The organism is Stenotrophomonas sp. YJH_SMC_21 (assembly GCF_059369555.1).
In genome coordinates, this window is record NZ_JCAFSU010000025.1 from 1 (window position 1) to 25,117 (window position 25,117).

At 67.1% G+C, this 25,117-nt stretch carries 24 protein-coding genes; 18 read left to right on the plus strand and 6 right to left on the minus strand.

Annotated elements, in window-relative coordinates; all coding sequences use genetic code 11:
• Positions 1 to 309: 309 nt before the first annotated feature.
• Both AC5P67_RS19760 and gpmA read right to left on the minus strand, forming a co-directional pair.
• A complete protein-coding gene (locus tag AC5P67_RS19760; RefSeq protein ID WP_005412666.1) occupies positions 310 to 2,403 on the minus strand; it encodes a M13 family metallopeptidase in 2,094 nt (697 codons plus the stop codon).
• A gap of 161 nt (positions 2,404 to 2,564) precedes the next feature.
• Positions 2,565 to 3,314, minus strand: coding sequence for a 2,3-diphosphoglycerate-dependent phosphoglycerate mutase (gene gpmA / locus AC5P67_RS19765; protein WP_005408679.1), 750 nt, complete (start codon positions 3,312 to 3,314; stop codon positions 2,565 to 2,567).
• Between the two features lie 94 nt (positions 3,315 to 3,408).
• Between gpmA and nfi the strand changes: the two genes are divergently transcribed.
• Positions 3,409 to 4,083: a deoxyribonuclease V gene (gene nfi, locus AC5P67_RS19770; RefSeq protein ID WP_049397958.1), complete on the plus strand. Its 675-nt coding sequence runs from the start codon at positions 3,409 to 3,411 to the stop codon at positions 4,081 to 4,083.
• A gap of 236 nt (positions 4,084 to 4,319) precedes the next feature.
• Here nfi and AC5P67_RS19775 read toward each other — a convergent pair whose 3' ends face one another.
• The gene (locus AC5P67_RS19775; RefSeq protein ID WP_099524884.1) at positions 4,320 to 5,300 is read right to left on the minus strand and encodes a cation diffusion facilitator family transporter; all 981 of its coding nucleotides are present in this window, start codon (positions 5,298 to 5,300) and stop codon (positions 4,320 to 4,322) included.
• A gap of 221 nt (positions 5,301 to 5,521) precedes the next feature.
• Between AC5P67_RS19775 and AC5P67_RS19780 the strand changes: the two genes are divergently transcribed.
• The gene (locus AC5P67_RS19780; protein ID WP_005408676.1) at positions 5,522 to 6,448 is read left to right on the plus strand and encodes a hypothetical protein; all 927 of its coding nucleotides are present in this window, start codon (positions 5,522 to 5,524) and stop codon (positions 6,446 to 6,448) included.
• Positions 6,449 to 6,493: 45 nt separating this feature from the next.
• Here AC5P67_RS19780 and AC5P67_RS19785 read toward each other — a convergent pair whose 3' ends face one another.
• A complete protein-coding gene (locus tag AC5P67_RS19785; protein WP_099527864.1) occupies positions 6,494 to 8,743 on the minus strand; it encodes a TonB-dependent siderophore receptor in 2,250 nt (749 codons plus the stop codon).
• A 289-nt stretch (positions 8,744 to 9,032) separates the two neighbouring features.
• Here AC5P67_RS19785 and AC5P67_RS19790 point away from each other — a divergent pair, with 289 nt between their 5' ends.
• Complete coding sequence (locus AC5P67_RS19790) at positions 9,033 to 10,448, plus strand: GGDEF domain-containing protein (RefSeq protein WP_111117915.1); 1,416 nt, start codon at positions 9,033 to 9,035, stop codon at positions 10,446 to 10,448.
• Positions 10,449 to 10,543: 95 nt separating this feature from the next.
• Here the strand turns inward: AC5P67_RS19790 and AC5P67_RS19795 are convergent, their stop codons facing one another.
• A complete protein-coding gene (locus tag AC5P67_RS19795; protein ID WP_049397956.1) occupies positions 10,544 to 11,761 on the minus strand; it encodes an MFS transporter in 1,218 nt (405 codons plus the stop codon).
• Positions 11,762 to 11,838: 77 nt separating this feature from the next.
• Here AC5P67_RS19795 and AC5P67_RS19800 point away from each other — a divergent pair, with 77 nt between their 5' ends.
• The 15 genes from AC5P67_RS19800 (at position 11,839) to map (ending at position 24,481) form a co-directional block, all read left to right on the plus strand.
• The gene (locus AC5P67_RS19800; RefSeq protein ID WP_062606841.1) at positions 11,839 to 12,288 is read left to right on the plus strand and encodes a winged helix-turn-helix transcriptional regulator; all 450 of its coding nucleotides are present in this window, start codon (positions 11,839 to 11,841) and stop codon (positions 12,286 to 12,288) included.
• Between the two features lie 73 nt (positions 12,289 to 12,361).
• Complete coding sequence (locus tag AC5P67_RS19805; protein ID WP_062606839.1) at positions 12,362 to 13,489, plus strand: metallophosphoesterase; 1,128 nt, start codon at positions 12,362 to 12,364, stop codon at positions 13,487 to 13,489.
• A gap of 131 nt (positions 13,490 to 13,620) precedes the next feature.
• Positions 13,621 to 14,304, plus strand: coding sequence for a response regulator (locus tag AC5P67_RS19810; RefSeq protein ID WP_076739576.1), 684 nt, complete (start codon positions 13,621 to 13,623; stop codon positions 14,302 to 14,304).
• Positions 14,301 to 15,680, plus strand: coding sequence for a sensor histidine kinase (locus tag AC5P67_RS19815; RefSeq protein WP_005412674.1), 1,380 nt, complete (start codon positions 14,301 to 14,303; stop codon positions 15,678 to 15,680). Before AC5P67_RS19810 ends, AC5P67_RS19815 begins: the two co-directional genes overlap by 4 nt.
• Positions 15,681 to 15,759: 79 nt before the next feature.
• Positions 15,760 to 16,596 carry an alpha/beta hydrolase gene (locus tag AC5P67_RS19820; protein ID WP_005412675.1) on the plus strand — a complete coding sequence of 279 codons (837 nt, stop codon included), beginning with the start codon at positions 15,760 to 15,762 and terminating at the stop codon, positions 16,594 to 16,596.
• A 1-nt stretch (position 16,597) separates the two neighbouring features.
• Complete coding sequence (locus AC5P67_RS19825) at positions 16,598 to 16,957, plus strand: EamA family transporter (protein ID WP_111117907.1); 360 nt, start codon at positions 16,598 to 16,600, stop codon at positions 16,955 to 16,957.
• Positions 16,954 to 17,352: a DMT family transporter gene (locus AC5P67_RS19830; protein WP_005408666.1), complete on the plus strand. Its 399-nt coding sequence runs from the start codon at positions 16,954 to 16,956 to the stop codon at positions 17,350 to 17,352. Before AC5P67_RS19825 ends, AC5P67_RS19830 begins: the two co-directional genes overlap by 4 nt.
• 10 nt (positions 17,353 to 17,362) lie before the next feature.
• Positions 17,363 to 18,565, plus strand: coding sequence for a DegT/DnrJ/EryC1/StrS family aminotransferase (locus AC5P67_RS19835; protein WP_111117906.1), 1,203 nt, complete (start codon positions 17,363 to 17,365; stop codon positions 18,563 to 18,565).
• A gap of 174 nt (positions 18,566 to 18,739) precedes the next feature.
• A complete protein-coding gene (locus AC5P67_RS19840) occupies positions 18,740 to 19,456 on the plus strand; it encodes an MtnX-like HAD-IB family phosphatase (protein WP_111189508.1) in 717 nt (238 codons plus the stop codon).
• Between the two features lie 63 nt (positions 19,457 to 19,519).
• Positions 19,520 to 20,920 carry an aspartate aminotransferase family protein gene (locus AC5P67_RS19845; protein ID WP_005408663.1) on the plus strand — a complete coding sequence of 467 codons (1,401 nt, stop codon included), beginning with the start codon at positions 19,520 to 19,522 and terminating at the stop codon, positions 20,918 to 20,920.
• A 29-nt stretch (positions 20,921 to 20,949) separates the two neighbouring features.
• Entirely contained in the window at positions 20,950 to 22,014 is a 1,065-nt protein-coding gene (locus tag AC5P67_RS19850) for a GNAT family N-acetyltransferase (protein ID WP_495215139.1), read from the plus strand.
• Positions 22,015 to 22,017: 3 nt separating this feature from the next.
• Entirely contained in the window at positions 22,018 to 22,902 is an 885-nt protein-coding gene (locus AC5P67_RS19855) for an arginase family protein (RefSeq protein WP_111189506.1), read from the plus strand.
• 146 nt (positions 22,903 to 23,048) lie between these two features.
• Positions 23,049 to 23,408, plus strand: a complete 360-nt coding sequence (locus AC5P67_RS19860) for a bleomycin resistance protein (RefSeq protein ID WP_024958234.1) — start codon at positions 23,049 to 23,051, stop codon at positions 23,406 to 23,408.
• 67 nt (positions 23,409 to 23,475) lie between these two features.
• On the plus strand, positions 23,476 to 23,688 hold the full coding sequence (locus AC5P67_RS19865; RefSeq protein ID WP_005408659.1) for a ParD-like family protein: 213 nt from the start codon (positions 23,476 to 23,478) through the stop codon (positions 23,686 to 23,688).
• Between the two features lie 10 nt (positions 23,689 to 23,698).
• Positions 23,699 to 24,481: a type I methionyl aminopeptidase gene (gene map, locus AC5P67_RS19870; protein WP_171956620.1), complete on the plus strand. Its 783-nt coding sequence runs from the start codon at positions 23,699 to 23,701 to the stop codon at positions 24,479 to 24,481.
• Here map and AC5P67_RS19875 read toward each other — a convergent pair.
• Positions 24,478 to 25,092 (minus strand): LysE/ArgO family amino acid transporter, encoded by a 615-nt coding sequence (locus AC5P67_RS19875; RefSeq protein ID WP_012479552.1) that lies wholly within the window; start codon positions 25,090 to 25,092, stop codon positions 24,478 to 24,480. The genes map and AC5P67_RS19875 overlap by 4 nt on opposite strands.
• Between the last annotated feature and the right edge of the window lie 25 nt (positions 25,093 to 25,117).

A 25,117-nucleotide genomic window follows, 5' to 3' on the forward strand; every position in this document is an offset into this window, starting at 1 on the left:
CGGTAGAGTCGACTGTTAGTCGACTGCTCTTCGTCCAGATCGAGAAATCCCGCGCTGCGCGCGATAGTCGACCAACGGTCGACTCTACCAAGCGGATTCCGTCGAACCGGTTGGTCGACTCCCGGCACGTGAAACGACCCGGCGGTAGAGTCGACTGTTAGTCGACTGCTCTTCGTCCAGATCGAGAAATCCCGCGCTGCGCGCGATAGTCGACTAACAGTCGACTCTACCGATCCGGTGTCATCGTGCCGGCAAACAAAAGGCCCGGCGTTCGCCGGGCCTTTCGCATCACGCATCACGGGTGATCGGTTACCAGATCACCACGCGCTTGTCGTCGGCACGCACCATCGCGTCGCCTGCCTTGCACTGGAACGCCGCAGCGAAGGACGGCATGTTCGACGGTGCACCGTTGGCTCGGAAGTTGGCCGGCGCATGCGGGTCGGTGTTCAGGCGTACGCGCAGCTCACCGTCGGTGAAGTTGCGGCGCCACACGGTGGCCCAGTTCATGAAGAAGCGCTGGTCCTGGCTGTGGCCATCCACTTCCACATTCGCCTTCGGGTCTTCCTTCAGCGCCATCTGCAGTGCGTCGTAGGCCACGGTCAGGCCACCCAGGTCGCCGATGTTCTCGCCCAGGGTCAGCTTGCCCTTCACGAACACGCCCGGCACCGACTCGTAGCCATCGAACTGTGCAACCAGCTGGTCGGTACGCTCGGTGAAGGCCTTGCGGTCGGCGTCGGTCCACCAGTTGTCGAAATTGCCGTTGGCGGCGAACTGGCTGCCCGAGTCGTCGTAGCCGTGCATCATTTCGTGGCCGATGACCGCACCGATGCCGCCGTAGTTCAGCGCCGGATCGGCCTTGGCGTCGAAGAACGGCGCCTGCAGGATCGCCGCCGGGAACACGATCTCGTTCTTGGTGGCGTTGTAGTAGGCGTTGACCGTCTGCGGGGTCATGCCCCACTCGGTCTTGTCCACCGGCTTGCCGATCTTGTCCAGCATGTAGCGGTAGTTGAACGCACGCGCTGCCTGCATGTTGCCGAGGTAGCTGTCGCCGTTGGTCTGCAGGCCCGCCCAGTCACGCCACTTGTCCGGGTAGCCGATCTTCGGGGTGAAGCTGGCCCACTTTTCCAGTGCCTTCTTCTTCGTTTCCTCGCCCATCCACGGCAACTGCTCCAGACGCGCCTTCAATGCCTGCGACAGGTTCTCCACCAGGTGCTGCATGGCCACCTTCGACTCGGCCGGGAACACGGCGTCGACGTACAGCTGGCCAAGGGCTTCACCCATGCCACCGTTGACCGACTCCAGCACGCGCTTCCAGCGCGGCTGCATTTCCTGCTGGCCGCGCAGGGTCTTGCCATAGAACTCGAAGTTGGCCTTCTCGAACTGGCTGCTCAGGTACGGCGAGGCGTCGTCGATGGTGTGGAAGCGCAGGTAGGCCTGCCAGGTGCTGGCCGGCACATCGGCCAGCATCTTGTCCATTTCACCGAAGAAGCCCGGCTGGGCCAGCGAGAACTTCTGTGCGGCCGGCACCTTCAGGGTGTCGAACAGCGCGGTCCAGCTGAAGTTCGGGGTCAGCTTGTCGGCGTCTGCGGCGCTGAGCGGGTTGTAGCGCTTGGCCGGGTCACGCATTTCGATGCGCGACATCGAGGCCTTGGCCAGGCGGGTTTCAAAGGCCATCACGGCCTTGGCCTGCTCGGCCGCCTGCGCAGCGTCCACGCCGGACAGGGTCAGCACCTGCGCGATGTAGGCCACGTAGGCGTCGCGGATCTTGGCCTGCGCATCGTCGAAGTAGTAGCCCTTCTCCGGCAGGCCCAGGCCGCCCTGGCCGACGTAGGCGATGACGTTGGCCGAATCCTTGTAATCAGCATTGGCAAACAGCGAGAACAGCACGCCCTTGCCCTCGGCCTGGCTGTCGCGCAGGTACTGAGTGATGGCGGCGGTATCGTTCAGCGCGGTGATCTTGTCCAGCTGCGGCTGCAGCGGCGCGAGGCCGGCGGATTCGATCTTGGCTTCGTCATTGCCGGTCTTCCAGATGTCACCGATCTTGGCTTCCACCGAGCCGGCCTTGGCCTGGCTGGCGGCGGCCTGCTGCACCAGCGCGTGCTGCACTTCCAGCGAGCGCTCGCGCAGGATCTCGAAGCTGCCCCAGGTGGTCTGGTCACCCGGCACCGGGTTGGCCTTCAGCCACTTGCTGTTGACGAAGCCATTGAGGTCGGTACAGGCCGAGATGGCCGGATCGAGGTCGGCGCTGTTGAGCGAGATCAGCGGCGTCTTGATCTGCGACAGGTCGAAGGCCGGCTTGGCGTCGGCACCGGCCGCCGGTGCGGTTTCGTTCTTGCCACAGGCCGCCAGCGAGGCAGCGATGGCGATGGTCAGGCCCAGCGGGACCAGGTTGCGGACGTTCATGAGGCTCTCCTGCGGGTAATTTCACAGGGTAGCCGGGGAGGCCCACGACAGGGACCGGCCAAAGGTCACAGGGGGAACGCCCGTGGTCGCAAGCGGATGTGTGCAGACCGTTGGTCCGCACACACCCAGCAGAAGAATACCCACCAACGGTGGGTATCTACTTATTTCGCCTTGCCCTGGTTGGCCACGGCTTCAGCAGCCTTGCGCGCCGCTTCCGGGTCGCCCAGGTAGCGGAACGACTGCACCGTCAGGTCGTCGTTCAGTTCGAACAGCAGCGGGATGCCGGTCGGGATGTTCAGCTCGAGGATTTCCTCGCGCGAGACATTGTTGAGGTACTTGTACAGCGCGCGCAGCGAGTTGCCGTGGGCGGTGACCAGCACGGTCTTGCCGTCCTTCAGCTGCGGCGCGATCGCGTCGTGCCAGTACGGCAGCACGCGATCCAGGGTGGTGGCCAGCGATTCGGTGCCCGGCAGCGCGTTGCGGTCCAGGCCGGCGTAGCGGCGGTCATGGATCGGGTGGCCCGGATCTTCCAGCTCCATCGGCGGCGGCGGGATGTCGTACGAACGGCGCCACACCTTGACCTGCTCCTCGCCGTGCTTGGCGGCGGTCTCGGCCTTGTCCAGGCCCTGCAGGCCGCCGTAGTGACGCTCGTTGAGGCGCCAGGACTTGTTCACCGGCAGCCAGTCCTGCTCCAGCTCGGCCAGCGCACCCTGAAGGGTGTGGATGGCGCGCTTCAGTACGGAGGTATGGGCCACGTCGAACTGCAGGCCTTCCTCGCGCATCAGGCGACCGGCGGCGGCCGCTTCCCGGCGCCCCTGCTCGGTCAGGTCGACGTCGACCCAGCCGGTGAAGCGGTTGTCCAGGTTCCACTGGCTCTGGCCATGGCGCAACAGTACGAGTTTACGGGTCACTGCAGGGTCTCCAACGCGAGGAAAGGCAGGCCGCCATTGTAGCCCCGGCGGCCGCTCACCGTGCCGTGGCGCCGCGCATGCGATGCTCCAGCCAATGAATACGGTGATCGACCCCGGGCGCTGGGAAGGCAGCGTCGCCGCGGCCCGCGCGCAGCAGCTCCAGCTGGCCGGCCGCGTGGAGCGCCAGGACCGCCTGCCCAACGACGTGCGCTGGCTGGCCGGGCTGGATGTGGGCTTTGAGGACAACGGTGCCACCACCCGCGCCGCAGCGGTCCTGCTGGATGCGAAGACATTGCAGCCCGTGGCGCAGGAAATAGCGCGCATTCCCACGGTGATGCCGTACATTCCCGGCCTGCTCAGCTTCCGCGAGCTGCCAGCGTTGTTGGCCGCGCTGGCACTGCTGCCGCGGGCGCCGGATCTGGTGTTCGTCGATGGCCACGGCATCAGCCATCCGCGCAGACTGGGCGTGGCCGCGCATCTGGGCGTGGTCACCGACCTGCCGAGCATCGGCGTGGCCAAGTCGAAACTGGTGGGCCGGTTCGTCGAACCAGGTGCCGAAGCAGGCGCGCATACGCCATTGATGGACGGTGACGAGCAGCTCGGCTGGGTGCTGCGCAGCAAGGTGCGCTGCAAGCCGCTGTTCGTGGCCGGCGGCCATCGGGTCAGTGCCGATACCGCGCTGGACTGGGTGCAGCGCACCCTGCGCGGTTACCGGCTGCCGGAGCCGACCCGGCTGGCGGATCGGCTGGCCTCGCGACGGGACGAATGACCTTCGCTGTTCTCGACGGATGCAGCCTGCACGGTCGCGTCGGGACGACAGGGTAGAGTCGACTGTCAGTCGACTAACGCGCGCAGCGCGGGCTTCGTCGCAGCCTCGGCGGAGAGCAGTCGACTGACAGTCGACTCTACCAAGGCGGTTTCGCCCGGTCGGTTTCGTCCAAGCGGTTTCATCCATGCGGTTTTGCCCGGCCGGTTTCACCCGATCCGCGTGACGGCACATCCCATTCAACGATGCACGTGACCGCGATGGCCCTGCGCGTCCTCGTCGTGGTCGTGCCCCTCATGGCCCTCATGCTCGCCGCCCTTCACCGGCGCCGGCTCACCACAGGCTTCGCCGCAGTGGTCCGCTTCAAGCTGCAGTGTCACGTGCTCGATGCCGAAGTCATCGTGCAGGCGCCCGCTCAGCTCACGGCGCAGCGCATCGGCATCGGTGCCGTCGCGCATCACGACATGCGCGGTCAGCGCCGGCGTGCTGGAGGCCAGCGCCCACACGTGCAGGTCATGCACGTCCATTACCGCGGCATGGCTGGACAGGCTGTCGCGCACCTTGGCCACGTCCATGCCCTTGGGCACGCCTTCCAGCAGCACGTTGATCGCCTCGCGCATCAGCACCCAGGTGCGCGGCAATACCCACAGGCCGATCAGCACCGCCAGGATCGGATCGATCGGCTTCCAGCCGGTGAACTGGATCAGCACCGCACCCGCAATCACCGCCACCGAGCCGAGCATGTCCGCCCATACTTCCAGGTAGGCGCCCTTCACGTTGAGGCTCTCGCCGCTGCCGGCCTGCAGCAGGCGCATCGAGATCAGGTTGATGACCAGGCCGGCCGAGGCGATCACCAGCATGCCGGTGGAGGCGATCTCCTGCGGCTTGCTGAAGCGCCCGACGGCTTCCCACAGGATGTAGCCGGCAACCACGAACAGCATCGCGCCGTTGATCATCGCGCCCAGCGCTTCCAGGCGCGCATAGCCGTAGGTGCGACGCGCATCCGGCGGGCGCCGGCTCAGCCGCACCGCGACCAGCGCGATCATCAATGCCAGAGCATCGGTGGCCATGTGTGCCGCGTCGGACAACAGCGCCAGGCTGTTGGTCCAGAACGCGCCCACCACTTCGATGACGAGGAAGGTGGAGGTCAGGCCGAGCGCCCACCACAAGGGTTTCTCGTGGCGGATCTCGGATGGCAGGTGATCGTGGTCGTGGCCCATGGCAACAGCTCCTTTGCGATGGAGGCAGGCTACGCCGGCGGCCGTGGGGAAACTATCACGGTGTTTATAACATTGCAGACTGCACGTCGCGGCTCGCCGCAGCTTGCGCCCGTGCCGGGCCACACTATGATGACCGCATCCCCTCTGGATGGGGAACGGGCAGCCGGACCGCTTCGGCGTTGCTGCCCGCAATGGACACCCAAGCACAAGGAATCCGGAACATGTGGACTACCAAGACCCCCTGGGTCGCCGTCGCCGTGGCCTGCGCGCTGGGCACGGCCGCAAGCGCCTCGGCCAAGACCTGCCAGCAGAACTTCCAGGCGGTAGGCGATCCCCGCAATGGCCAGTTCTTCACCTCCGAAGTCACCCTCCCCGGCCTGAAGCCCCGCAGCGCCCTGGGCCAGCTGCGCAAGGCAGCGCTTGATGAGGGCAACAACTTCGTCAGCGGAGATGTCATCACCGAGACCGAAGGCCAGATGTACGTGCTGCAGACCGACACCAAGATGCCGCTGGTCAGCATCATCACCGCCTCCAATGGCGGCAACGTGGTGGTTGGCACCAAGCTGTCACGCGGGCAGACCGCCAAGGAAGAGGACGCACGCAGCGCGCTGTGTGGCTGGCTGGACAAGCTCAAGACCGGCCCCGAAGGCGAGGCGATCGCGGAAGCCGTGCGTGTCTCCAGCGGTTTCGACAAGCCGATCCAGGCCACTGCGGTCGGCATGTCCACCGAAATGGGCAAGGACGCCAAGCGGCTGCAGCGGGAAATCAACACCGCACCGCTCAGGGCGCTGTTCTCCGGCACCAGCACCCCGCCGGATACCGATGCGATGTACCAGCCGTTGCTCGTCAAGTATTTCGGCCGTCGTTTCATCATCGATGGCCAGGTGTACACCGCCCAGCCCAACCGCTTTGCCAAGACCTTCGAGGTGGGCTATCTGGTCACCAAAATGAAGGGCATCGGTGGCATCGGCGGACGCCAGTCGAACGACGACAACAATGCCAACTTCACCGTGCACTGTGCGCTGGCGCCGGATCAGATGGCGCTGGGCGCCACCCTGCGCGAGAACGACTGGGTGAAACTGGAAGGCGTGGTCGACAAGATGGACACCGGTGGCGTCCACCTGCGCGATTGCCGGCAGGTGAAGTAGCCTTCAGGCTGCGCCGGGGAACGCCCCGGCGCAGGCCTCATCGGGTCAGAACCCGAAGCGCAGGCTGGCCCAGTACGCGCGGCCCGGCTCGTTGTAGGTCGCCGCGCCGGCATCGCTGCTGTTGGCCTCGCGGAACAGGCGCTTGTCGGCCAGGTTGTTCACGCCGAAGCCGAAGCTGACCGTCTCGGTCACCTTGTAGCGCGCGCTCACGCCCCAGATGTTGTATGCACCGCGATCCTGCAGTGCGATCGATGGGTCGCAGGTGCCGGTGCAGCGCGGATCATTGTTGATGTTGGTAGTGGCCGGCTTCTGCTTGCCGTAGAACGTGCCGGTCAGCAGCAGCGACAGCTTGTCGGTGGCCTGCCAGTCCAGCATCGTGTTGACGGTGTACTTCGGAATCACCGACAGCGGCTGGCCGGTGCGCTTGTTCTCGTTCTCCACCATGTAGGTGAAGTTGTTGCTCCACTTCAGGCGGTTGCCCTGCTCGCCCAGCAGCGGGATTACCAGGTTGCCTTCCAGCCCCTGCACGATCGCCTTCGGCGCGTTCTCCCAGCGGAAGATGCGGCCCCTGGTGTCGGCAGTCAGGGCGATCTGGGTGTAGCCGGCCTGGATCTTGTCCTTGTAGTCGTTATGGAAGTACGTCAACGAGGCCTGCCAGCCGCTCTGCGGTGCCCACTCGATGCCGAGTTCCTTGTTCAGGCTGGTTTCCGCCTTCAGGTCCGCATTGCCGCGCATGTAGCAGCCGGAGCCCAGGCTCGGCAGTGCATTCGGGCAGCCATTGCCACGGGTGTAATACAGATAGTCCGGATTCGACTGGTACAGGTTCGGCGCCTTGAACGCCCGGGCGATGCCGCCCTTCACCACCCAGTCGCCGTTGATGCGGAACTGCGCGTTGAGGCTGGGGCTGGTGTTGTTGCCGAACTGGCTGTGGTGGTCGAAGCGCAGGCCCGGGGTAACGATCCAGCGCTCACCCAGGTAGATGTTGTCTTCGACGAACACGGCGGTGGTCTGCGCATCGGCCTTGCCCCGCGCACGATCGGCCGACAGCCCCGGGATGCCGCCGCCGCTGCTGCTGGACTGGCTCATCGAGTACGGGTCGGTCAGGCGGCTGTCCAGGTATTCAAAGCCAAGCGTCCAGATGTTCTCGGCACCACCCAGCGTGGCCGGGAAGCTCACTTCGCCGTCCAGCTGGTAGTTGCGCAGTCGCGAGGTCGACCAGTCGCTGCCGTTGAAGCTGCCTTCCGGGCCACCGGCCAGGCCTTCGTTGATGCGTGAGTTGTTCACCGCCTCCACCGCGGCCGTCACCCGCGAGGTCACGTCGCCCCAGCGGCCACGATGGGTGATCGCGCCGGTGTTGCGGTACATGCGGTTGGTCTCCGCTTCGCCCTCGGCCAGTGCCGCCAGGTCAACACCGGTCGATGTACCGGTGGTGCTGACCGCGCGATCACCAGCGTAGATGTTGCCCTGGCGGCTGGTGCCGGCTTCGAACTCCACCACCTGGTTGGCGGTCACGTCCCAGCGCAGCAGCGCGTTGACATCGCGGTTCTTGACGCCCTCGCGGCCGGCCGGCGGCACCGCGTTGGGGTTGGTAGCGTACTGGCGGTTGAGCTCCAGCGAGTCCGCGTCGGTCTTGTTGAGATTGCCGTACAGGCGGAACGACAGGGTGTCGGTCATCGGCCCACTCAGCTGCAGGCCGACGCGTTCGCTGCCACCTTCGGCGCTGTGTTCGGGCACCAGCCCATACAGGTCCACCGCACCGGTCAGGTCACCGGTCGGGCGCTTGGTGATGATGTTGACCACGCCGCCGGAGGCACCGGAGCCATAGCGTGCCGCCGCCGGGCCGCGCAGCACTTCGATGCGCTCGATCATTTCCGCCGGCACCCAGTTGGTGTCACCGCGGGTATTGCGCTCGCCGCTGCGCCCCATGCGCACGGCATCGCGTGCGCCGATGCGCTTGCCATCGACCAGGATCAGGGTGTTTTCCGGGCCCATGCCACGCAGGTCGATCTGGCGGTTGTTGCCGTACTGGCCCGAGGCGCTGTTGCCGGTCAGGTTGACGCCCGGCATGGTCCGCAACAGCTCGGCGATGTCGTTGGCTGGCGGGCGCCGGGCGATATCCTCGGCGGTGATGGTCGAGGTGCCCAGTGCCTGGCGCGCGATCTGCGAGGCGGTGACGTGCACCGTGTCGATATCGGTGGCGTCGGTTTCGGCCTGGGCGGTCAGGGCGCTGCCCGCCAGCAGGGCGGCAACGGCAAGCGCCAGCGGGCGCGGCGAATGGACAACGGCAGGAGACATGATCAGGACCTTCTGGCAGGGCTGCGGGGCCTCTGGCAAAGGGCTTGAGGCAACGACGAGGGGGGGGAGGCGGAGCCGTCCTGCAGGCACCTGCAGCCCGCTCCGTGCGCGCATTCTCCCATCAATGCGAGTGATTCTCAAATGCGTTCACTCATTGCCGCAGCGGCGTCGATGTGCTTTGCGCACCGTGCAAGCCTGCACCGCGCGTAAACTGCCCGGCTACCCCGCCATCAACCGTATGCCGCCGCGGCCGATACCCGTGGTTTGCCGTACGCAGTCAGAGATCGACGTGGAACCACCCCAACTGGACGATGCCAGCCAGCCGCTGGCCGAGGCCTGGCAGCAATGCCTGCTACAGGCCGGCCCTGCCGCCACCGCGCTGCTCAAGGCCGCTGCCACCGATGCCCCACCCGCGCTGGCCCAGCGCTTTTACGAAGTGCTGCTGCACGACGGGCGCGCACGCCGCTTCCTGTCCCACGACCAGGTCAAGCAGCGCCTGCAGCCGGCCATGCAGCGCTGGCTGGTACAGCTGCTGACCACCGACGCCGCTGGCATCGCCACCACGGTCGCCTCGCAGCGGGTGATCGGCGACGTACACGCACGGGTCGGCATCCCGGTCGACCTGGTCACCCGCGGTGCGCGCGTGCTCAAGCACGAGCTGTTCGTGCGCCTGCGGGACGACGCGCCCGACAGCGCGACCGCGTTCGCCGCCATCGCCTGCTTCAGCGCGATCATGGACATCGCCATGGAAGGCATGACCCTGGCCTACACCCATGCGCGCGAGCGCTCCACCCGTGCCGACGCCGCCTACCGGCTGTTCTCGCTGGTACAGAACGTCGGTACCGAACGCGAGCGCCAGCGCGCATTGCTGCTGGACTGGGAGAACGCCCTGCTCTACGCCCTCGCCGGCCACGTGCAGGCCAGCGACAACGCCAGCCTGGCCACCTCGGAGTTCGGCCTGTGGTTCACCCACAAGGGCATCTCCAGCTTCGGCGAAAGCAGCGAAACGCAGCAGGTGGGCCAGTTGATGGCCCGCATTGACGGCCACCTGCAGCGCGCGAGTGGCGATGCTCCGGCGCAGCGACTGGCGGTGCTGCCGGCCATCCGCGAGGACCTGGCCGCCATCCGCACCCTGATGACGCTGCTGTTCGAGCGCATCGGCGAACTGGATGCCGGCAGCGACGCGCTGACCAACCTGCTCAACCGTCGCTTCCTGCCCACCGTGCTGCGCAGGGAGATCGAGCTGGCCACGCGCAACCGCACACCGTTCTCGCTGCTGCTGCTCGACCTGGATCATTTCAAGGCAATCAACGACGGCCATGGCCACGATGCCGGCGACCGTGCGTTGCAGCACGTGGCCGGCCTGCTCGGCCAGCTCACGCGTGGCAGCGACTACCTGTTCCGCTATGGCGGCGAAGAATTCGTGGTGGTGCTGGTGGCCGCCAGCGAGTCGCAGGCGACCGTGATCGCCGAGAGCCTGCGCCGGCAGATCGCACAATCACCGGTAGCGCTGGCCAATGGCCAGGTGCTGGAACTGACCGCCAGCATCGGCGTGGCCGGTCACGATGGTCATCCGGACTACGAGCGGTTGATGGCACGCGCAGACGCGGCGATGTACGAGGCCAAGCGCAGCGGCCGCAACCGCGTGGTGGTCGCCAGCGCGGACCTGCAGGAAGCCCCGGGGCGGCGTGCACTGCAGCGATGACGGCAGGACAGGTAGAGTCGACCGCTGGTCGACTATCGCGCGCAGCGCGGGATTTTTCGCCGTCGGAACGAAGAGCAGTCGACTGACAGTCGACTCTACCGACAGTCGACTCTACCGGTTCGCGCGCCAGCCGATGCATTGAACGCCACCACCCGCCATGCTGCCCACCACAGCAGCGCCAGCAACGCGATGCCCGCCCCCAGCAGGCACACTGCGGGCCAGCCATGCCGCACCTGCATCCAGGGCCCCGCCGCCGCTCCCGCACCGCTGCCCACCGCATAGAACAGCATGTACAACGCCACCAGGCGCCCATGCTGTTCTGCCGGTGCACGCAGCAACGATGCCTGGTTCGAGACATGGAGTGCCTGGCCGCCCAGGTCGAGCACGACCACACCCAGCAACAGCAGGGACAGCGAATGCGGCAGGCCCAGCAGCGGCCACCACGCGACCAGCATCAACAACAGCGCGCCGAGGCTGACCCGATGCGCGAAACCACGGTCCATCCAGTGTCCGACCCGCGCCGCCATCAGCGCACCGACCACGCCGGCCAGGCCGAGCGCGCCGATGGCTGCGGTTGACCAGTGCAGCGGCGGTGCCGACAGCGGCAAGGGTGCCGCCGCCCAGAACACATTGAGGCCGGCAAACAGCAGCAATGCCAGCGGCCCGCGCTCGCGCAGCGTTCGATCGCGGCGCAGCATGCCCAGCATCGAGCCCAGCAGCTCGCGCCAGCGTGGAGGGACCGACGGCACCGGTACTGCGGGCAGGCGCCGCCACAGCAGCGCCGCCAACGCCGCCATCACCACCGCTGACAGCAGGTAGACCCTCTGCCAGCCAAAGGCCGCCGCCACCGTACCGGACACCACGCGCGCCAGCAGCAGGCCGATGAACACGCCGCCCTGCACCACACCAACCACGCGACCGCGCTGCTCGGGCGGTGCCAGCATGGCGGTATAGGCAATCAGGCCTTGGGTCAGCGCGGTGCCCAGCAAGCCTGCCAGCAGCATGCCCGACAACAGCCAGCTCGCCGTGCGTGACGCCGCCAGCCACAACAGGGCCAGCACCAGCGCGATCAACTGCAGCCGCAGCAGGCGTCGCCGGTCGCCGCGGTCCGCCAGCGGCAGCAGGCCAAGCAACGCCAGCACGCTGCCGGCCTGGGTGGCAGCCAGCACTGCGCCGGCCACGGCCCGGTCCAGCGCAAAGGCGCGTGCAAGCTGATCCAGCAGCGGCTGCGCGTAGTAGACGTTGGCGACGCTGGCGCCTGCGGCAACCGCAAGCAGGACCAGCAACGGGCGGGGAATAGATGCGGCACTCATTTTTGGTTGCAATTTGAAACCAGATGCAGGCTATCGCCATTGGTTTTAAACTGCAACCACATTCGGAGATACCCAGCATGCACGCCGACAGCCCCTGTCCTGTAGCCCGCAGTGCCGACCTGCTCGGTGACCGCTGGGCATTGCTGGTGATCCGCGACGCGTTCGACGGCATCACCCGCTTCGGTGATTTCCAGCGCAGCCTCGGCGCGGCGCGCAACATCCTCAGCGACCGCCTGCGCCGGCTGGTCGAGGCCGGCATCCTGCAGCTGCAGCCAGCCTCCGATGGATCGGCCTACCAGGAGTACGTGCTCACCGCCGCAGGCCTGGAACTGTTCCCGCTGCTGGTCGCACTGCGCCAGTGGGGGGAGCGCCATCGCTTCGGTGCAGGCGAAGCCCATTCGCAGCTGATCGAATTGGCGACGCGGCGGCCGCTGCCCTACATGCAGCCGCGCGGGCGCGATGGCCAGCCGCTTCAGCCCACTGCCACCCGCGTGCGCAAGCTCAAGGGCGACGGGCGCGACACCTGATCCGCCCATTCGCGCACACCGACGGACGCCCGCGCCGGTTAGCATCGGATGTTTCCGCCGCTGGATGCCGCCGATGTCGCGCTGTCGCCCTTCCCTGCTGACCGCCCTGCTGTTGCCGCTGCTGGCCTGCGCCACAGCAACCACGCAGGCCCGTGAGGTTGCCGCGCCCGCCGACCACGTGCAGGCCGATGGCCCCTATGTGTTCCGCCAGGGCAACCAGCTGCAGGCCAGTTGGATCTGCGACGACAAGGTCGAGTCGCACACACTTGCCACGCAGGCCGCAGGCGCCGACATCGCCCCGCGTTGCGGCTACGAACACAGCGTGCACGTGGCCGCCCCGAATGCACCTTCGGTCTCCGTGCTGCCGGCCGTGCCGCGCATCGTGGCGCTGTCCGACATCCACGGCCAGTACGGGCTGCTGGTGCGCCTGCTGCGTGCCCACAAGGTCATCGACGCACAGGACCGCTGGGCGCTGGGCAAGGACACCCTGGTCATCGCCGGCGATGTGTTCGACCGCGGCCCGCAGGTAACCGAAGCCTTCTGGCTGCTGTATGGCCTGCAGCAGCAGGCGGCCGCCGCCGGCGGCGCGGTGCACTTCGTGCTCGGCAACCACGAGACCATGGTGCTGTACGACGACCTGCGCTACGTCAACCCGAAATACCTGCGCAGCGCCCAGCTGCTCGGCCGCAGCTACCCGCAACTGTATGGCGCCGACTCGGTGATCGGCCAGTGGCTGCGCACCCGCCCGGTGCTGCTGAAGATCGGCGATACCCTGTTCCTGCACGGCGGCATCTCGCCCGAGGCGGTGCAGCTGGCGCTGGACCCGGCACGCACCAACGCGGCCTACCAGGCCTCGCTGGGCCTGCCCAAGGCCGAAGTGAAGGCCGACCCGGCCACCGCACCGCTGTATGACGGCAAGACCAGCCCGATCTGGTACCGCGGCTATTTCGATGGCCGCCTCGACACCGCGGGTGTGCAGGCTGTGCTCGACCGCCTGCAGCTCAAGCGCATCGTGGTTGGCCATACCTCGATGCCGCACGTCAGCAGCTTCCACGGCGACCGCGTGATCGCCATCGACAGCAGCATCAAGAACGGCGAGAACGGCGAACTGCTGTTCATCGAGGGTGGCAAGCTCAGCCGTGGCCTGCTGGATGGTTCGCGGGTGCCGCTGGCGCTGGGTGAGCCGGGCCTGCAGGACTGAATGGAGGGACAGCGCGACGGTGCCGGGAGGTGCCGGCGCGCTCCACCTGCAGCCGGTTTGCGGCTACCCTCGGCAGCCGAGAGGCCCACCCCGTCCATCCGGTGGGCCTGACCGTTACAGGAGCCCCGCGCATGCGCGTTCTGATTGCTGAAGACGACCCGGATATCGCCTCCGGCCTGTGCGCCTCGCTGCGCCGGCAGGGGCACGTGGTCGACCACGTCGACAACGGTGCGCACGCCGATGCTGCACTGGGCTCGACGCAGTACGCGCTGCTGGTACTGGACCTGGGGCTGCCGCAGCTGGATGGCCGCGACGTGCTGCAGCGCCTGCGCCAGCGCGGTGATGGCCTCGCAGTGCTGGTGGTGACCGCCCGTGACGGCCTGGCCGAGCGCGTGCGTGTGCTCGACCTGGGTGCCGATGACTACCTGGTCAAGCCGTTCGCGCTGGACGAGTTCGAAGCGCGCGTGCGCGCCCAGCTGCGCCGGGTCACCAGCAATGGCAACCCGGACCTGCGCATCGGCCGCCTTCGCATCGACCTGGCCGGGCATCGGGTGTGGATCGACGACCAGTCGCTGGAACTGACCGCACGCGAGTTCGGCCTGCTGTCGGCACTGGCAGTGCGCGCCGAGCGCATCGTGTCACGCGCGCAGTTGGTGGAAGCGCTGTGCGACTGGGGCCAGGACCTGACCGACAACGGTCTGGACATCGCCCTGCACCGCCTGCGCCGCAAGCTGCAGCCCGGCGGCATGGGCATCCGCACCGTGCGCGGGCTGGGCTACATGCTGGAAGACGTGCAGGACGACAGCACCCCGTGATCAGTGGACCGCCCAGCCTGCGCCGGCGCCTGCTCGCCTTCCTGGCGCTGCCGATGCTGGGTCTGCTCACCTTCAACACGATCCTGGCCTACTACGTTGCGCTGGACTATTCCAACCGCATCCACGACCGCAACCTGATCGACGACACGCATTCGTTCGCGCAGATGCTGAGCACCATGCCGGTGACCAGCGACCTGTCGCCGCAGGCGCGCTTCCTGATCGAGTACGACCCCGACGGCCATCGCTACTTCAACGTCGACAGCAGCCGCATGGGTACGCTCAGCGGCAATGCCGACTTCAGCCCGTATGCCCCTTCTCAGGACTGCACCGGCGTGCATCCGGCGCTGTACGACGGCAACCTCAATGGCCAGCAGGTGCGCATGGCCACGGTCTGCACGCAGGCGATGAACGATCCGCAGGACCAGCTGGCGGTGACCGTGGCCGAGAGCATGGCCGACCGCCGACAGCGGGCGCGCGAGATCCTGATGATCATCATCCCGCTGATGACCATGCTGGCGCTGGGCACCGCAGCACTGGTCTGGTTCGGCGTGACCTACGGCCTGCGCATCCTCACGCCGCTGAGGACCCGCCTGGCGCAGCGCCGTGGCGAACTGGCACCGATCTCCGACGCCGACGTACCGGAGGAGATCCAGCCACTGATCAGCACCATCGACGATCTGTTTGCCCGCCAGGCGGAAATGATCACCCTGCAGAACCGCTTCATTGCCGATGCCGCGCACCAGCTGCGTTCGCCGCTGGCGGGCATGGCCCTGCACGTGGACCAGGCGCTGGCACACGGTGACCCCGATACGGTGCGCGAGGCGCTGCAGCACATCCGCCGGCTCAACCAGCGCACTGCCCGGGTCAGCACCCAGCTGCTGGCGCTGAGCCGGGCGCAGACCGTGCCCGATACCGTGGAAGCACTGGACCTGTGCGAGCTGGTGCCGCAGTGGGTTGGCATGCGCGTGCCGGAGGCGATCCGCGATGGCATCGACCTCGGCTACCGCGGCAGCCCCCATCCGCTGCGTGTGCTCGGCAACGGCGCCATGCTGCAGGAGGCGCTGGACAACCTGATCGACAACGCCCTGCGTTATGCCGGCCGCAATGCGACCGTCACGGTGGGCGTGCACGCGCTGGACGACAATGATGTCGAACTCTATGTGGAAGACAACGGCCCCGGCGTGCCCGACGACGTGATGCCACGGCTGGGCGAGCGCTTCTTCCGGGCGCCGGGCACCGCTGCCAGCGGCACCGGCCTCGGCCTGGCCATCGCGCACGAGGCGGTAGAGCACTTCGGCGGCCGCCTGAGCTTCCTCAACCGCCCGGGCGGGGGGCTCAAGGTCGCCATCACGCTGCCGCTGCTGAAGGCCCCCTGACCCGGCCCGGCGCGCTGAAAGGCTGGTGAAAATCGCGCTTGCGATCCTGCCATCCCCACTGCCGTCCCGGAGCCGCCAGGTGACCGAATCGCACGACTTCTTCCTCCCCGGTGGCCCCCAGGGCGTGCTGCTGGTCCATGGCCTGACCGGCACCCCGGCGGAAATGCGCATGCTGGGCAAGGGCTTGAACAATGCCGGCTTCACGGTGCACGGCGTGCAGCTGCCCGGCCATTGCGGCACCGTGGATGACCTGCTGGCGACCACCTGGGAACAGTGGTACCAGGGCGTGGAAGATGCGGCGGCCGCCCTGCGCGGCAAGGTCGACCAGCTGTTCGTGGGTGGACTGTCGATGGGCGCGGTACTCTCGCTGGCGTTGGCGGCACGTCGCCCGGAGTGGGTGTCCGGCGTGGGCGTGTACGGCGCCACTTTCCGTTACGACGGCTGGAACATTCCCGCCGTGGCCCGCTTCTCGTTCCTGCTGCCGTGGTTCAAGCGCTTCAACATCGGCCGCGACCGCATGTTCATGGAAGAACCGCCGTACGGCCTGCGCGACGAGCGCCTGCGCGCGCAGGTCAGCGCCGCCATGCTGTCCGGCGACAGCGCCGCCGCCGGCCTGCCGGGCAATCCCTGGCATGCGCTGGCCGAGATGCGTGCGCTGAGCAACTGGACCCGCCGCCACCTGCACCAGGTCACCGCACCGTGCCTGGTGATGCACGCCCGCGAAGACGATGTGGCCAGCATGGGCAACGCCGAGCTGGTGATGTCGCGGGTCAGCGGCCCGAAGGAACTGGTGGTGCTGGAAGACAGCTACCACATGATCACCATCGATCGCGAACGCCGCGATGTGATCCGTCGCAGCGCGCGCTTTTTCACCGAGATCGGTGAACGCACGGGCGTGCTCAAGGCGGTGGCCTGAGATGGGGGCACTCGCCACCCTGCTGTGGCTGGCCAATGTGGTACTCGATACCGGTGGCCAGCTCGCCTTCAAGGCCGCCGCCAGCGATCCGCAGGAAGGCGAAGGACTGCAACGCTGGAAACACATGCTCAGCCGCCCCTGGCTGTGGATCGGCATCGCCTGCTACGTGCTCGAGTTCGTGGCCTGGATTGCGTTCCTGTCGCTGGTGCCGCTGTCCAAGGGCGTGCTGCTGGGCTCGATCAACATCGTTGCGTTGATGATCGCCGGTCGTTTCCTGTTCCGCGAGAAGCTCACGCCGCTGCGGGTGACCGGCATGCTGCTGGTCACCGCGGGCGTGGCGGTGGTGGGGGGCGGCTCATGAGGCGCCTGTATGTGATCGGTTTCCCGCTGCTGATGGCCTTCGACACGCTGGCCCAGCTGTGCTTCAAGTACGCCGGTGACGCCGCGCTGCCGGTCGAGGCCAACACCGCCTGGCTGCTGCGCGTGCTGTCGCAGCCGTGGGTGTATGGCGCCATCCTCGGCTACGTGGGTGCGTTCTTCACCTGGATGAGCCTGCTGCGCCATGCGCCGATCGGCCCGGCGTTCGCGGCCTCGCACCTGGAAGTGATCAGCGTGCTGCTGCTGTCGGCGTGGCTGTTGAACGAGCCACTGACCCTGCACCATCTGCTCGGTGCGGTACTGATTGTGGCCGGCATCGTCTGCCTCGGCCGCGCTGAAGCGGACGACCCGCACAGTCCCGCCGAAAGCGCGTCGTGAGCGGGCTGCGATGAGCCTGTTCGCGCGCGAACTGCCACCTACCGCTGGCCTGCCGATTCAGGCCAGCGATTTCCTGCCCGGTGGTGGCGACCTGCGCGAAGTCCTGGCCAGCCAGCTCGGCACACCGCCACTGCAGCTGACCTGTTCCGGCACGCATGCACTGCTGATCGCGCTGCGTACGCTGCGCAAGCGCGCGCCAAGGCGCGACACCGTGATCATGCCGGCCTATACCTGCCCGCTGGTGCCGATCGCGGTGCACAGCCTGGGCCTGCGCGTGCAACTGTGCGATACCCGTCGTGGTCACTTCGACTTTGATCCCGGCCAGCTCAGGCGTCTGGCCGATGCGCGCACGCTGGCGATCCTGCCGACCCACCTGGGCGGGCGCATCGCCGATGTCGAACTGGCCTGCGAAGTCGCCCGCAACGCCGGCGCCTGGGTGATCGAGGATGCCGCACAGGCACTCGGCGCACGGGTCGGCAACACCAGTGTCGGCCTGCGCGGCGATATCGGATTCTTCAGCCTGGCCGCCGGCAAGGGCCTGAGCCTGCACGAAGGCGGCCTGCTGGTCAGCCGTGACGACGAACTGCGTGCTGCGCTGGCCGAACATGCCGTCCAGCACGTTCGCTCCAGCCTGCGCTGGGAGCTGCTGCGCAGCGTGCAGTTGATCGGCCTTGCTGCCTGCTATCGCCCTTCGCTGCTGTCGCTGGTGTATGGCAATCCATTGCGCAGTGCGCTTCAACGCGACGATCTGGAAGAAGCGGTCGGTGACATTTTCCCGCTTGATATACCGCAGCACCGGGTCAGCCACTGGCGGCAGAACATCGGCGCGCGTGCCGCGCGGCGCTTGCCGGCGTTCCTGCAGGCCGGTCGCCTGCGTGCGTTGCAGCTGCGCGTGCAGCTGGCACAGCTGCCAGCCGTAGAAGTGGTCGACGGCCTCGCCGGTAGCGGTGGCACCTGGCCACTGCTGATGCTGCTGCTGCCCAGCCAGCGCGCCCGCGATGCCGTGCTGAAAGACCTGTGGCCACGTGGTCTCGGCGCCAGCCGCATGTTCATCCATGCCCTGCCCGACTACACGTACCTGCGCGGCATCGTGCCGCAGGACGACATGCCCAACGCGCGCGACTTCGCCGCACGCATGCTGACCCTGGGCAGCAGCGCCTGGCAGACCCGTGAAGACACGGCCGAAATCCTGCAGGTCCTGGCCCGCGCCTGACCCGAACGTGCACGCGTGGCCTGCCCTCCGCGCATTCATCCGTGCACCTTCCTGAACGTTTTCCCAGCCTGTCAGAAGAGCCTTTCAACAGGAAAGGAACGAGAAAGGCGGCCTGCCTACATTGAGCCTGCCCCGGCATCGGGCCGGGCGTTTCTATCATCGACGGACCTGCCCATGCACTGGAGCATCCTGTGTGACTTCGACGGCACCATCAGCCTCGAAGATGTCATCGACTCGCTGCTGGAAAAGTACGGCCAGCCGGGCTGGCAGGAACTGGAAGACCAGTGGAAAGCGGGAAAGATCGGCTCGCGTGAATGCATGCAGGGCCAGGTGCGGCTGCTGAAGCTGGACCCGGCCACGCTCGACGCGCACCTGGACCAGGTACAGATCGACCCGGGCTTCGCCGCCTTTGTCAGCCATGCCGAACAGCTGGGCCTGCCGCTGCGCATCGTCAGTGACGGCCTGGACTATGCGATCCACCGCATCCTGGCCAACCACGGCCTGTCGCAGCTGCCGGTGGTGGCCAACCACCTGCGCTGGTGCGAAGACCATTGGGAACTGGAGTCGCCCTACCAGGCCGAAGGCTGCCGCAGTGGCACCTGCAAGTGCACCTGCGCCGCGCAGGCGCGCGCCAACGAAGCACCGCGCGTGCTGATGATCGGTGACGGCAGCTCGGATTTCTGCGTGTCCGAAGACGCCGACTTCGTGTTCGCCAAGCGCCGCCTGATTACCCATTGCACGAATGCCGGCATCGAGCATGCCGCCATCGACACCTTCCACGATGCAGTCGCACTGTTGCCGCGCCTGCTCGATGGCAGCCTGCTGCAGCCACGTCGCATCGACGCCCGCCCGCAGCCCGCCGCACTGCCCCCGCTGCTGGCCACCGCCTGAGCACTCCCTCCAAGCACGCTCCCCCGTCGCCCCTTTCGAACGTCCTTCACGGAACCGAACTGCATGAACATTTTTGACAAGAACGCCGACGCCGCTGCCTCCGACGCGCAGCTGCTGGCCGACGAAGCCCGCTACAGCTCCTTCGGCGATACCGTCCACTACGTCGACCCGCCGAAGATCTTCCAGCGCGGCGAAGGCAGCTACATGTTCGACGGTGCGGGCGTGCCCTACCTCGATCTGCAGATGTGGTACTCGGCCTGCAACTTCGGCTACAGCAACAAACGCCTGAATGACGCGCTGAAGGACCAGATCGACACCCTGCCGCAGGTCGCCAGCCAGTACCTGCATCCGACCCGCGTGCAGCTGGCCAAGACCATTGCCGTGGACATGCACGAGAAATTCGGCCTCGACGGTCGCGTGCATTTCAATGTCGGCGGCGCGCAGGCCATTGAAGACTCGCTGAAGATCGTGCGCAACGCGCGCGGCGGCAAGAGCCTGATGTTCGCCTTCGAAGGCGGCTACCACGGCCGCACCCTGGGTGCCTCGTCGATCACCTCCAGCTACCGCTACCGCCGCCGCTACGGCCACTTCGGCGAGCGCGCGATGTTCATCCCGTTCCCGTACCCCTTCCGTCGCCCGAAGGGCATGACCCCGGACGAGTATTCCGACCACTGCGTGTGGCAGTTCGAGCGCCTTTTCGAAAGCGAGTACAACGGCGTGTGGGACCCCAAGGTCGGCCAGGCCGAGTACGCCGCGTTCTACGTCGAGCCGATCCAGGGCACCGGCGGCTACGTCATTCCGCCGCGCAACTTCTTCACCGGCCTCAAGCGCGTGCTGGACAAGTACGGCATCCTGATGGTGGTCGATGAGATCCAGATGGGCTTCTGGCGTACCGGCAAGCTGTGGTCGATCGAGCACTTCGGCGTGACCCCGGACGTGCTGGTGTTCGGCAAGGCGCTGACCAACGGCCTGAACCCGCTGTCCGGCCTGTGGGCACGCGAAGAGCTGATCAACCCGACCGTGTTCCCGCCGGGTTCCACCCACTCCACCTTCAACTCCAACCCGCTGGGCACCCGCCTGGGCCTGGAAGTGTTGAAGCTGGGCAAGGAAATGGACTACGAGCGCACCGTGCCGGAAAAGGGCGCGTACTTCCTCGACGGCCTGCGTGGCCTGCAGAAGCGCCACCCGGAAATCGGCGACGTCGACGGCCTGGGCCTGGCCCTGCGCGCCGAAATCTGCCAGGCCGACGGCTACACCCCGAACAAGGAACTGCTGGACCGCATGGTCGACATCGGCCTGGCCGGTGACCTCCTGCACGACGGCAAGCGCATGGGCCTCGTGCTCGACGTGGGTGGCTGGTACAAGAACGTGATCACCTTCGCGCCGTCGCTGGACATCAGCTACGAAGAGATCGACCTGGCGATCACCCTGCTCGACCAGGCGCTGACCAAGGCCAAGGGCTGAGGCTGGATGGGCTGCCGGTTCCCGTGCCGATGGAGATGACGTCACGCGCATCCAGCACCGCGCTGGAACCGGCCGCGCTGCTGGAGGGCTTCCTGGCCCATCCGCCGCTCGGATTCGAGGCAGGCCGCCTTCCCAGCGGCCTGCCGACTTTCCGTGCGCCGCTGGACCTGACCACCACGATGGACGACGCGCTGCGCAGCAAGCTGCTCGGCCTGCCGCTGTCGCGCCTGTGGCGGCCTTGGATCACCTGGAAGACCCGATTCGTCGGCGCCACCAGCACCGAGTACACCCCGCTGCCGGCGCACGTGGCGCCGGAGGCGCTGGCCGAGGACGTGACGCGTCACGCGATCGGCGATACCCGGCTGCTGGTGGTCAAGGACCTGGCCATCGATTCACCGCTGCTGGACGACGCGTCCAATGCGCACAGCGCGGCGTTCCTGCAGGCCTTGCTGGCGCGCGGCTTCGTTGAACTGGAAGGCATGCCGCTTGCCTGGGTGGCGATCGATTTCGATTCGCTCGATGGCTACCTCGGCCGCCTGTCGCCCTCGCGCCGCAAGAACATCCGGCGCAAGCTCCGTTCGCGTGATGACCTGCAGATCGACTGCATCGCCACCGGTGATCCGGCCCTGGCCGACCCACGGCTGCTGGCCGAGCTGTATGCGCTGTACCTGGGCGTGTATGCGCAGAGCGCGGTGCATTTCGACCAGCTCGACCTGACCTATTTCCAGTACCTGCTGGCCGACAGCCAGGGCCAGGGACGAATGTTCCTGTACCGCCACCAAGGGCAGCTGATCGGCTGGAACCTGTGCTACGTGCATGCCGGCAAGCTGGTGGACAAGTACATCGGCCTGGCCTACCCGCAGTCACGCGAGCACAACCTGTACGCGGTGAGCTGGATGCACAACCTCGAGTACGCGCTGCTGCACGGCCTGAGCCACTACGTGGCCGGCTGGACCGACTCGCGGATCAAGGCCGAACTGGGCGCCCGCTTCACCTCCACCCGGCACGCGATCCACGCCCGTTCCCCGCTGCTGCGCGCCGCCCTGCGCCGGCTGGCCCCGTACCTGCAGGGCGAACCCGATGGAGGCGGTTGAACGATGCCGTTGCGTTCTCCGTTGATCCTCGACCTGGACGGTGGCGTGCTGCCGCTGCCCCAGGCGCAGACCCTGGCCCTGCCGCAGTGGCACGACCCGCTGCGCTTCGCCTGCAGCACTGCCACCCTGCACCGTTTCGCCGCCGAAGTGCTGGCGCCGCTGCCCGCGCAGCTCGGCACCGTGATGCTGGGCAGTGGCGACTTCCATCACCTCAGCCTGCCGCTGTTGCGCCGCATGCGCACACAGGTGCCGTTCCAGCTGGTAGTGCTGGACAACCATCCGGACAACATGCGTTTTCCGTTCGGCATGCATTGTGGCTCATGGGTGAATGCCGCCAGCAAGCTGCCGCAGATCTCGCACATCCATGTGCTCGGCATTACCTCCAGCGACATCGGCCTCGGCCATGCCTGGGAGAACCACTGGCGCCCGCTGCTGGGCGGTCGCTTGACGTACTGGTGCATGGACGTGGATGTCAGCTGGGGCCATCGCCTCGGCATGGGCCACGCGTTCCGCCGCTTCGAGCACCCCGAAGCGCTGGTGGCCGCGTTCGCTGCCGAACAGGCCAAGTCGCCGCAGCCGGCCTACCTGTCGATCGACAAGGACGTGTTCGCCGAGGACGTCGCGCGCAGCAACTGGGACCAGGGCCGATTCCAGCTGGAAGACGCGCTGGTGGTGATCGAAGCGCTGCGTGCCGGCGGCCTGGTCGGCAGTGACATCACCGGCGAGGTGTCGCTGGCCACCTACCAGAGCCGCTTCAAGCGCTGGCTGTCGTCGCTGGATGGCCAGCCGGACATCAGCGCCGATGATCTTCCCGCCTGGCAGGCGCGTCACCAGCAGGTGAACCGCGAACTGCTGGCGGCAATCGCCGCCGTACCGACGGCCTGCTGACCGCGCCGGTAATGCCGGCCGCGGGCCGGCGTGGCTTCGGTAGTGCCGGCCGCTGGCCGGCAATGCCAACCGAGGTTGGCATCTACCAGACCAATGCCGGCCAGCGGCCGGCACTACACTGGGCGCCTACCCCAGGAGCCCTCGCCATGCCCCAGACCGTCATCCCGCAACTGCGCATGCGCCACGCCGACACCACCCTGCCGTTCTACGTGCAGGGGCTGGGCTTCGTGGTCGACTGGGAACATCGCTTCGAACCCGGCTTCCCACTGTTTGCCCAGCTCACCCGCGACGGCCAGACGATCTTCCTTACCGAACACAGCGGCGACTGCGAGGTCGGCGGCGCGGTGTACTTCATCGTTGACGACGTCGACAGCCTGCACCGCGCCTTCGGTGCCGCCAACGTCCCAATCGAGCAGCCCCCGCATGACACCGAATGGGGCAGCCGCGAAATGCTGCTGCGCGACCCGGATGGCAACCGGCTGCGCTTCGCCACCCACACGGACTGAATGACGTCGGCTTGAGATGGATATACGGAACATATACGATTCGTATATTCATACTCGAGGGCCACCCATGGGCATCGTCAACATCGATGACACCCTGCACGACCAGCTGCGCCGTGCCTGCACCGTCTCCAGCCGTTCGATCAACGCCCAGGCCAACTTCTGGATCCGGGTCGGCATGCTGTGCGAGATGAACCCGACGCTGAGTTTCCAGGACATCGTCGCCAGCGAGCTGCGCGCGGCCGGCGTGCAGCCGCCGTTGTTGCCTCCGGGCCAGGTCTGAGCCGATGGGCATCATCAAGCGCCCCGACGAGATCGCGCTGATGGCCGAATCGGGTCGCCTGCTGGCGCAGGTGTTCGCCGCACTCGACCAGCTGCCGCTGCAGGGCCGCAGCACGATGGAGATCAACGAATTCGTCGAGCGCATGATCGTCGATGAGCTGCAGGCGCGGCCGGCCAGCAAGGGCCAGTACGGTTTCCCGTACGTGCTCAATACCTCGATCGACAACGTCATCTGCCACGGCGTGCCCAGCACCACCGACGTGCTGCGCAACGGCCAGATCGTCAACCTCGACATCACCCTGGAAAAGAACGGCTACATCGCCGACTCCAGCACCACCTACCTGGTCGGTGAGGTCGACTACGCCGCGCGCCGGCTGGTGCAGACCGCCTACCAGGCGATGTGGAAAGGCATCGCCGCGGTGCGCCCCGGCGCACGCCTGGGCGATATCGGCCACGCCATCGCCCGCCACGCACGCAGCCACGGCTACAGCGTGGTGAAGGAGTACTGCGGCCACGGCATCGGCCAGGAGATGCATGAGGAACCGCAGATCCTGCACTACGGGCATCCCAACACCGGCGTGGTGCTGGAAGAAGGGATGGTGTTCACCATCGAGCCGATGCTCAACCAGGGCAAGCCGGCCATCCGCCAGCAGCCGGACGAATGGCCGGTCTACACCCGCGACGGCAAGCTGTCGGCGCAGTTCGAGCATACCGTCGCGGTCACCGGCAGCGGCGTGCGCGTGCTGACCCTGCGCCCGGGCGAAACACCGTTGTGCGCGGTGGATGCCGCCTAGAGCGGACGCAACAGCAACAGCATGGCAAGGCAGAGCATGAACATCGCCACGCCTGCATCCAGCACCCGCCACGCAGACGGCCTGCGGAACACCGGCTGCAGCAGCCGCGCGCCATAGCCCAGTGCACAGAACCAGGCCACACTGGCCACGCACGCACCGGCGGCAAAGGCCCAGCGCAGATCGCCCGGATAGCGCGTCGACAGGCTGCCGAGCAACACCACCGTGTCCAGGTAGACATGCGGGTTGAGCAAGGTGAAGGCCAGGCAGGTCAGCAGTACCTGGCGCCCACTGCCGCCCTGCGCCTCGGCGGCGGCCAGCGCGCTGCCACCTCGCCACGCGCGCAGGCCCGCCTGCAGGCCATACCAGAGCAGGAAGGCCGCACCACCGAAGCGCAGCACCTGCAGCAGCAACGGCCACTGCAGCACCAGCGCGCCCATGCCGCCCACGCCGGCCAGGATCAACGCGATATCCGCGCCGGCGCAGGCCAGCACCACCCTGCCCACATGACGTTGTTGCAGGCCCTGGCGCAGCACGAAGGCATTCTGTGCGCCGATGGCGATGATCAGGCCGGCGCCCGCGAAGAGGCCGGCGACGGTAGCGGCAATCCACATCGGGACAGGCCAGGCAGCGAGGGGA

What these genes read in the sequence shown, in the direction of transcription:
- AC5P67_RS19760 (WP_005412666.1), bottom strand. Translation starts at nt 2,403, where the DNA reads ATGAACGTCCGCAACCTGGTCCCGCTGGGCCTGACCATCGCCATCGCT.
- AC5P67_RS19830 (WP_005408666.1), top strand. Translation starts at nt 16,954, where the DNA reads ATGAGGCGCCTGTATGTGATCGGTTTCCCGCTGCTGATGGCCTTCGAC.
- AC5P67_RS19800 (WP_062606841.1), top strand. Translation starts at nt 11,839, where the DNA reads ATGCACGCCGACAGCCCCTGTCCTGTAGCCCGCAGTGCCGACCTGCTC.
- nfi (WP_049397958.1), top strand. Translation starts at nt 3,409, where the DNA reads ATGAATACGGTGATCGACCCCGGGCGCTGGGAAGGCAGCGTCGCCGCG.
- AC5P67_RS19795 (WP_049397956.1), bottom strand. Translation starts at nt 11,761, where the DNA reads ATGAGTGCCGCATCTATTCCCCGCCCGTTGCTGGTCCTGCTTGCGGTT.
- AC5P67_RS19825 (WP_111117907.1), top strand. Translation starts at nt 16,598, where the DNA reads ATGGGGGCACTCGCCACCCTGCTGTGGCTGGCCAATGTGGTACTCGAT.
- AC5P67_RS19775 (WP_099524884.1), bottom strand. Translation starts at nt 5,300, where the DNA reads ATGGGCCACGACCACGATCACCTGCCATCCGAGATCCGCCACGAGAAA.
- AC5P67_RS19785 (WP_099527864.1), bottom strand. Translation starts at nt 8,743, where the DNA reads ATGTCTCCTGCCGTTGTCCATTCGCCGCGCCCGCTGGCGCTTGCCGTT.
- AC5P67_RS19865 (WP_005408659.1), top strand. Translation starts at nt 23,476, where the DNA reads ATGGGCATCGTCAACATCGATGACACCCTGCACGACCAGCTGCGCCGT.
- AC5P67_RS19780 (WP_005408676.1), top strand. Translation starts at nt 5,522, where the DNA reads ATGTGGACTACCAAGACCCCCTGGGTCGCCGTCGCCGTGGCCTGCGCG.
- AC5P67_RS19835 (WP_111117906.1), top strand. Translation starts at nt 17,363, where the DNA reads ATGAGCCTGTTCGCGCGCGAACTGCCACCTACCGCTGGCCTGCCGATT.
- AC5P67_RS19850 (WP_495215139.1), top strand. Translation starts at nt 20,950, where the DNA reads ATGGAGATGACGTCACGCGCATCCAGCACCGCGCTGGAACCGGCCGCG.
- AC5P67_RS19810 (WP_076739576.1), top strand. Translation starts at nt 13,621, where the DNA reads ATGCGCGTTCTGATTGCTGAAGACGACCCGGATATCGCCTCCGGCCTG.
- AC5P67_RS19855 (WP_111189506.1), top strand. Translation starts at nt 22,018, where the DNA reads ATGCCGTTGCGTTCTCCGTTGATCCTCGACCTGGACGGTGGCGTGCTG.
- AC5P67_RS19805 (WP_062606839.1), top strand. Translation starts at nt 12,362, where the DNA reads ATGTCGCGCTGTCGCCCTTCCCTGCTGACCGCCCTGCTGTTGCCGCTG.
- AC5P67_RS19860 (WP_024958234.1), top strand. Translation starts at nt 23,049, where the DNA reads ATGCCCCAGACCGTCATCCCGCAACTGCGCATGCGCCACGCCGACACC.
- AC5P67_RS19845 (WP_005408663.1), top strand. Translation starts at nt 19,520, where the DNA reads ATGAACATTTTTGACAAGAACGCCGACGCCGCTGCCTCCGACGCGCAG.
- AC5P67_RS19875 (WP_012479552.1), bottom strand. Translation starts at nt 25,092, where the DNA reads ATGTGGATTGCCGCTACCGTCGCCGGCCTCTTCGCGGGCGCCGGCCTG.
- AC5P67_RS19840 (WP_111189508.1), top strand. Translation starts at nt 18,740, where the DNA reads ATGCACTGGAGCATCCTGTGTGACTTCGACGGCACCATCAGCCTCGAA.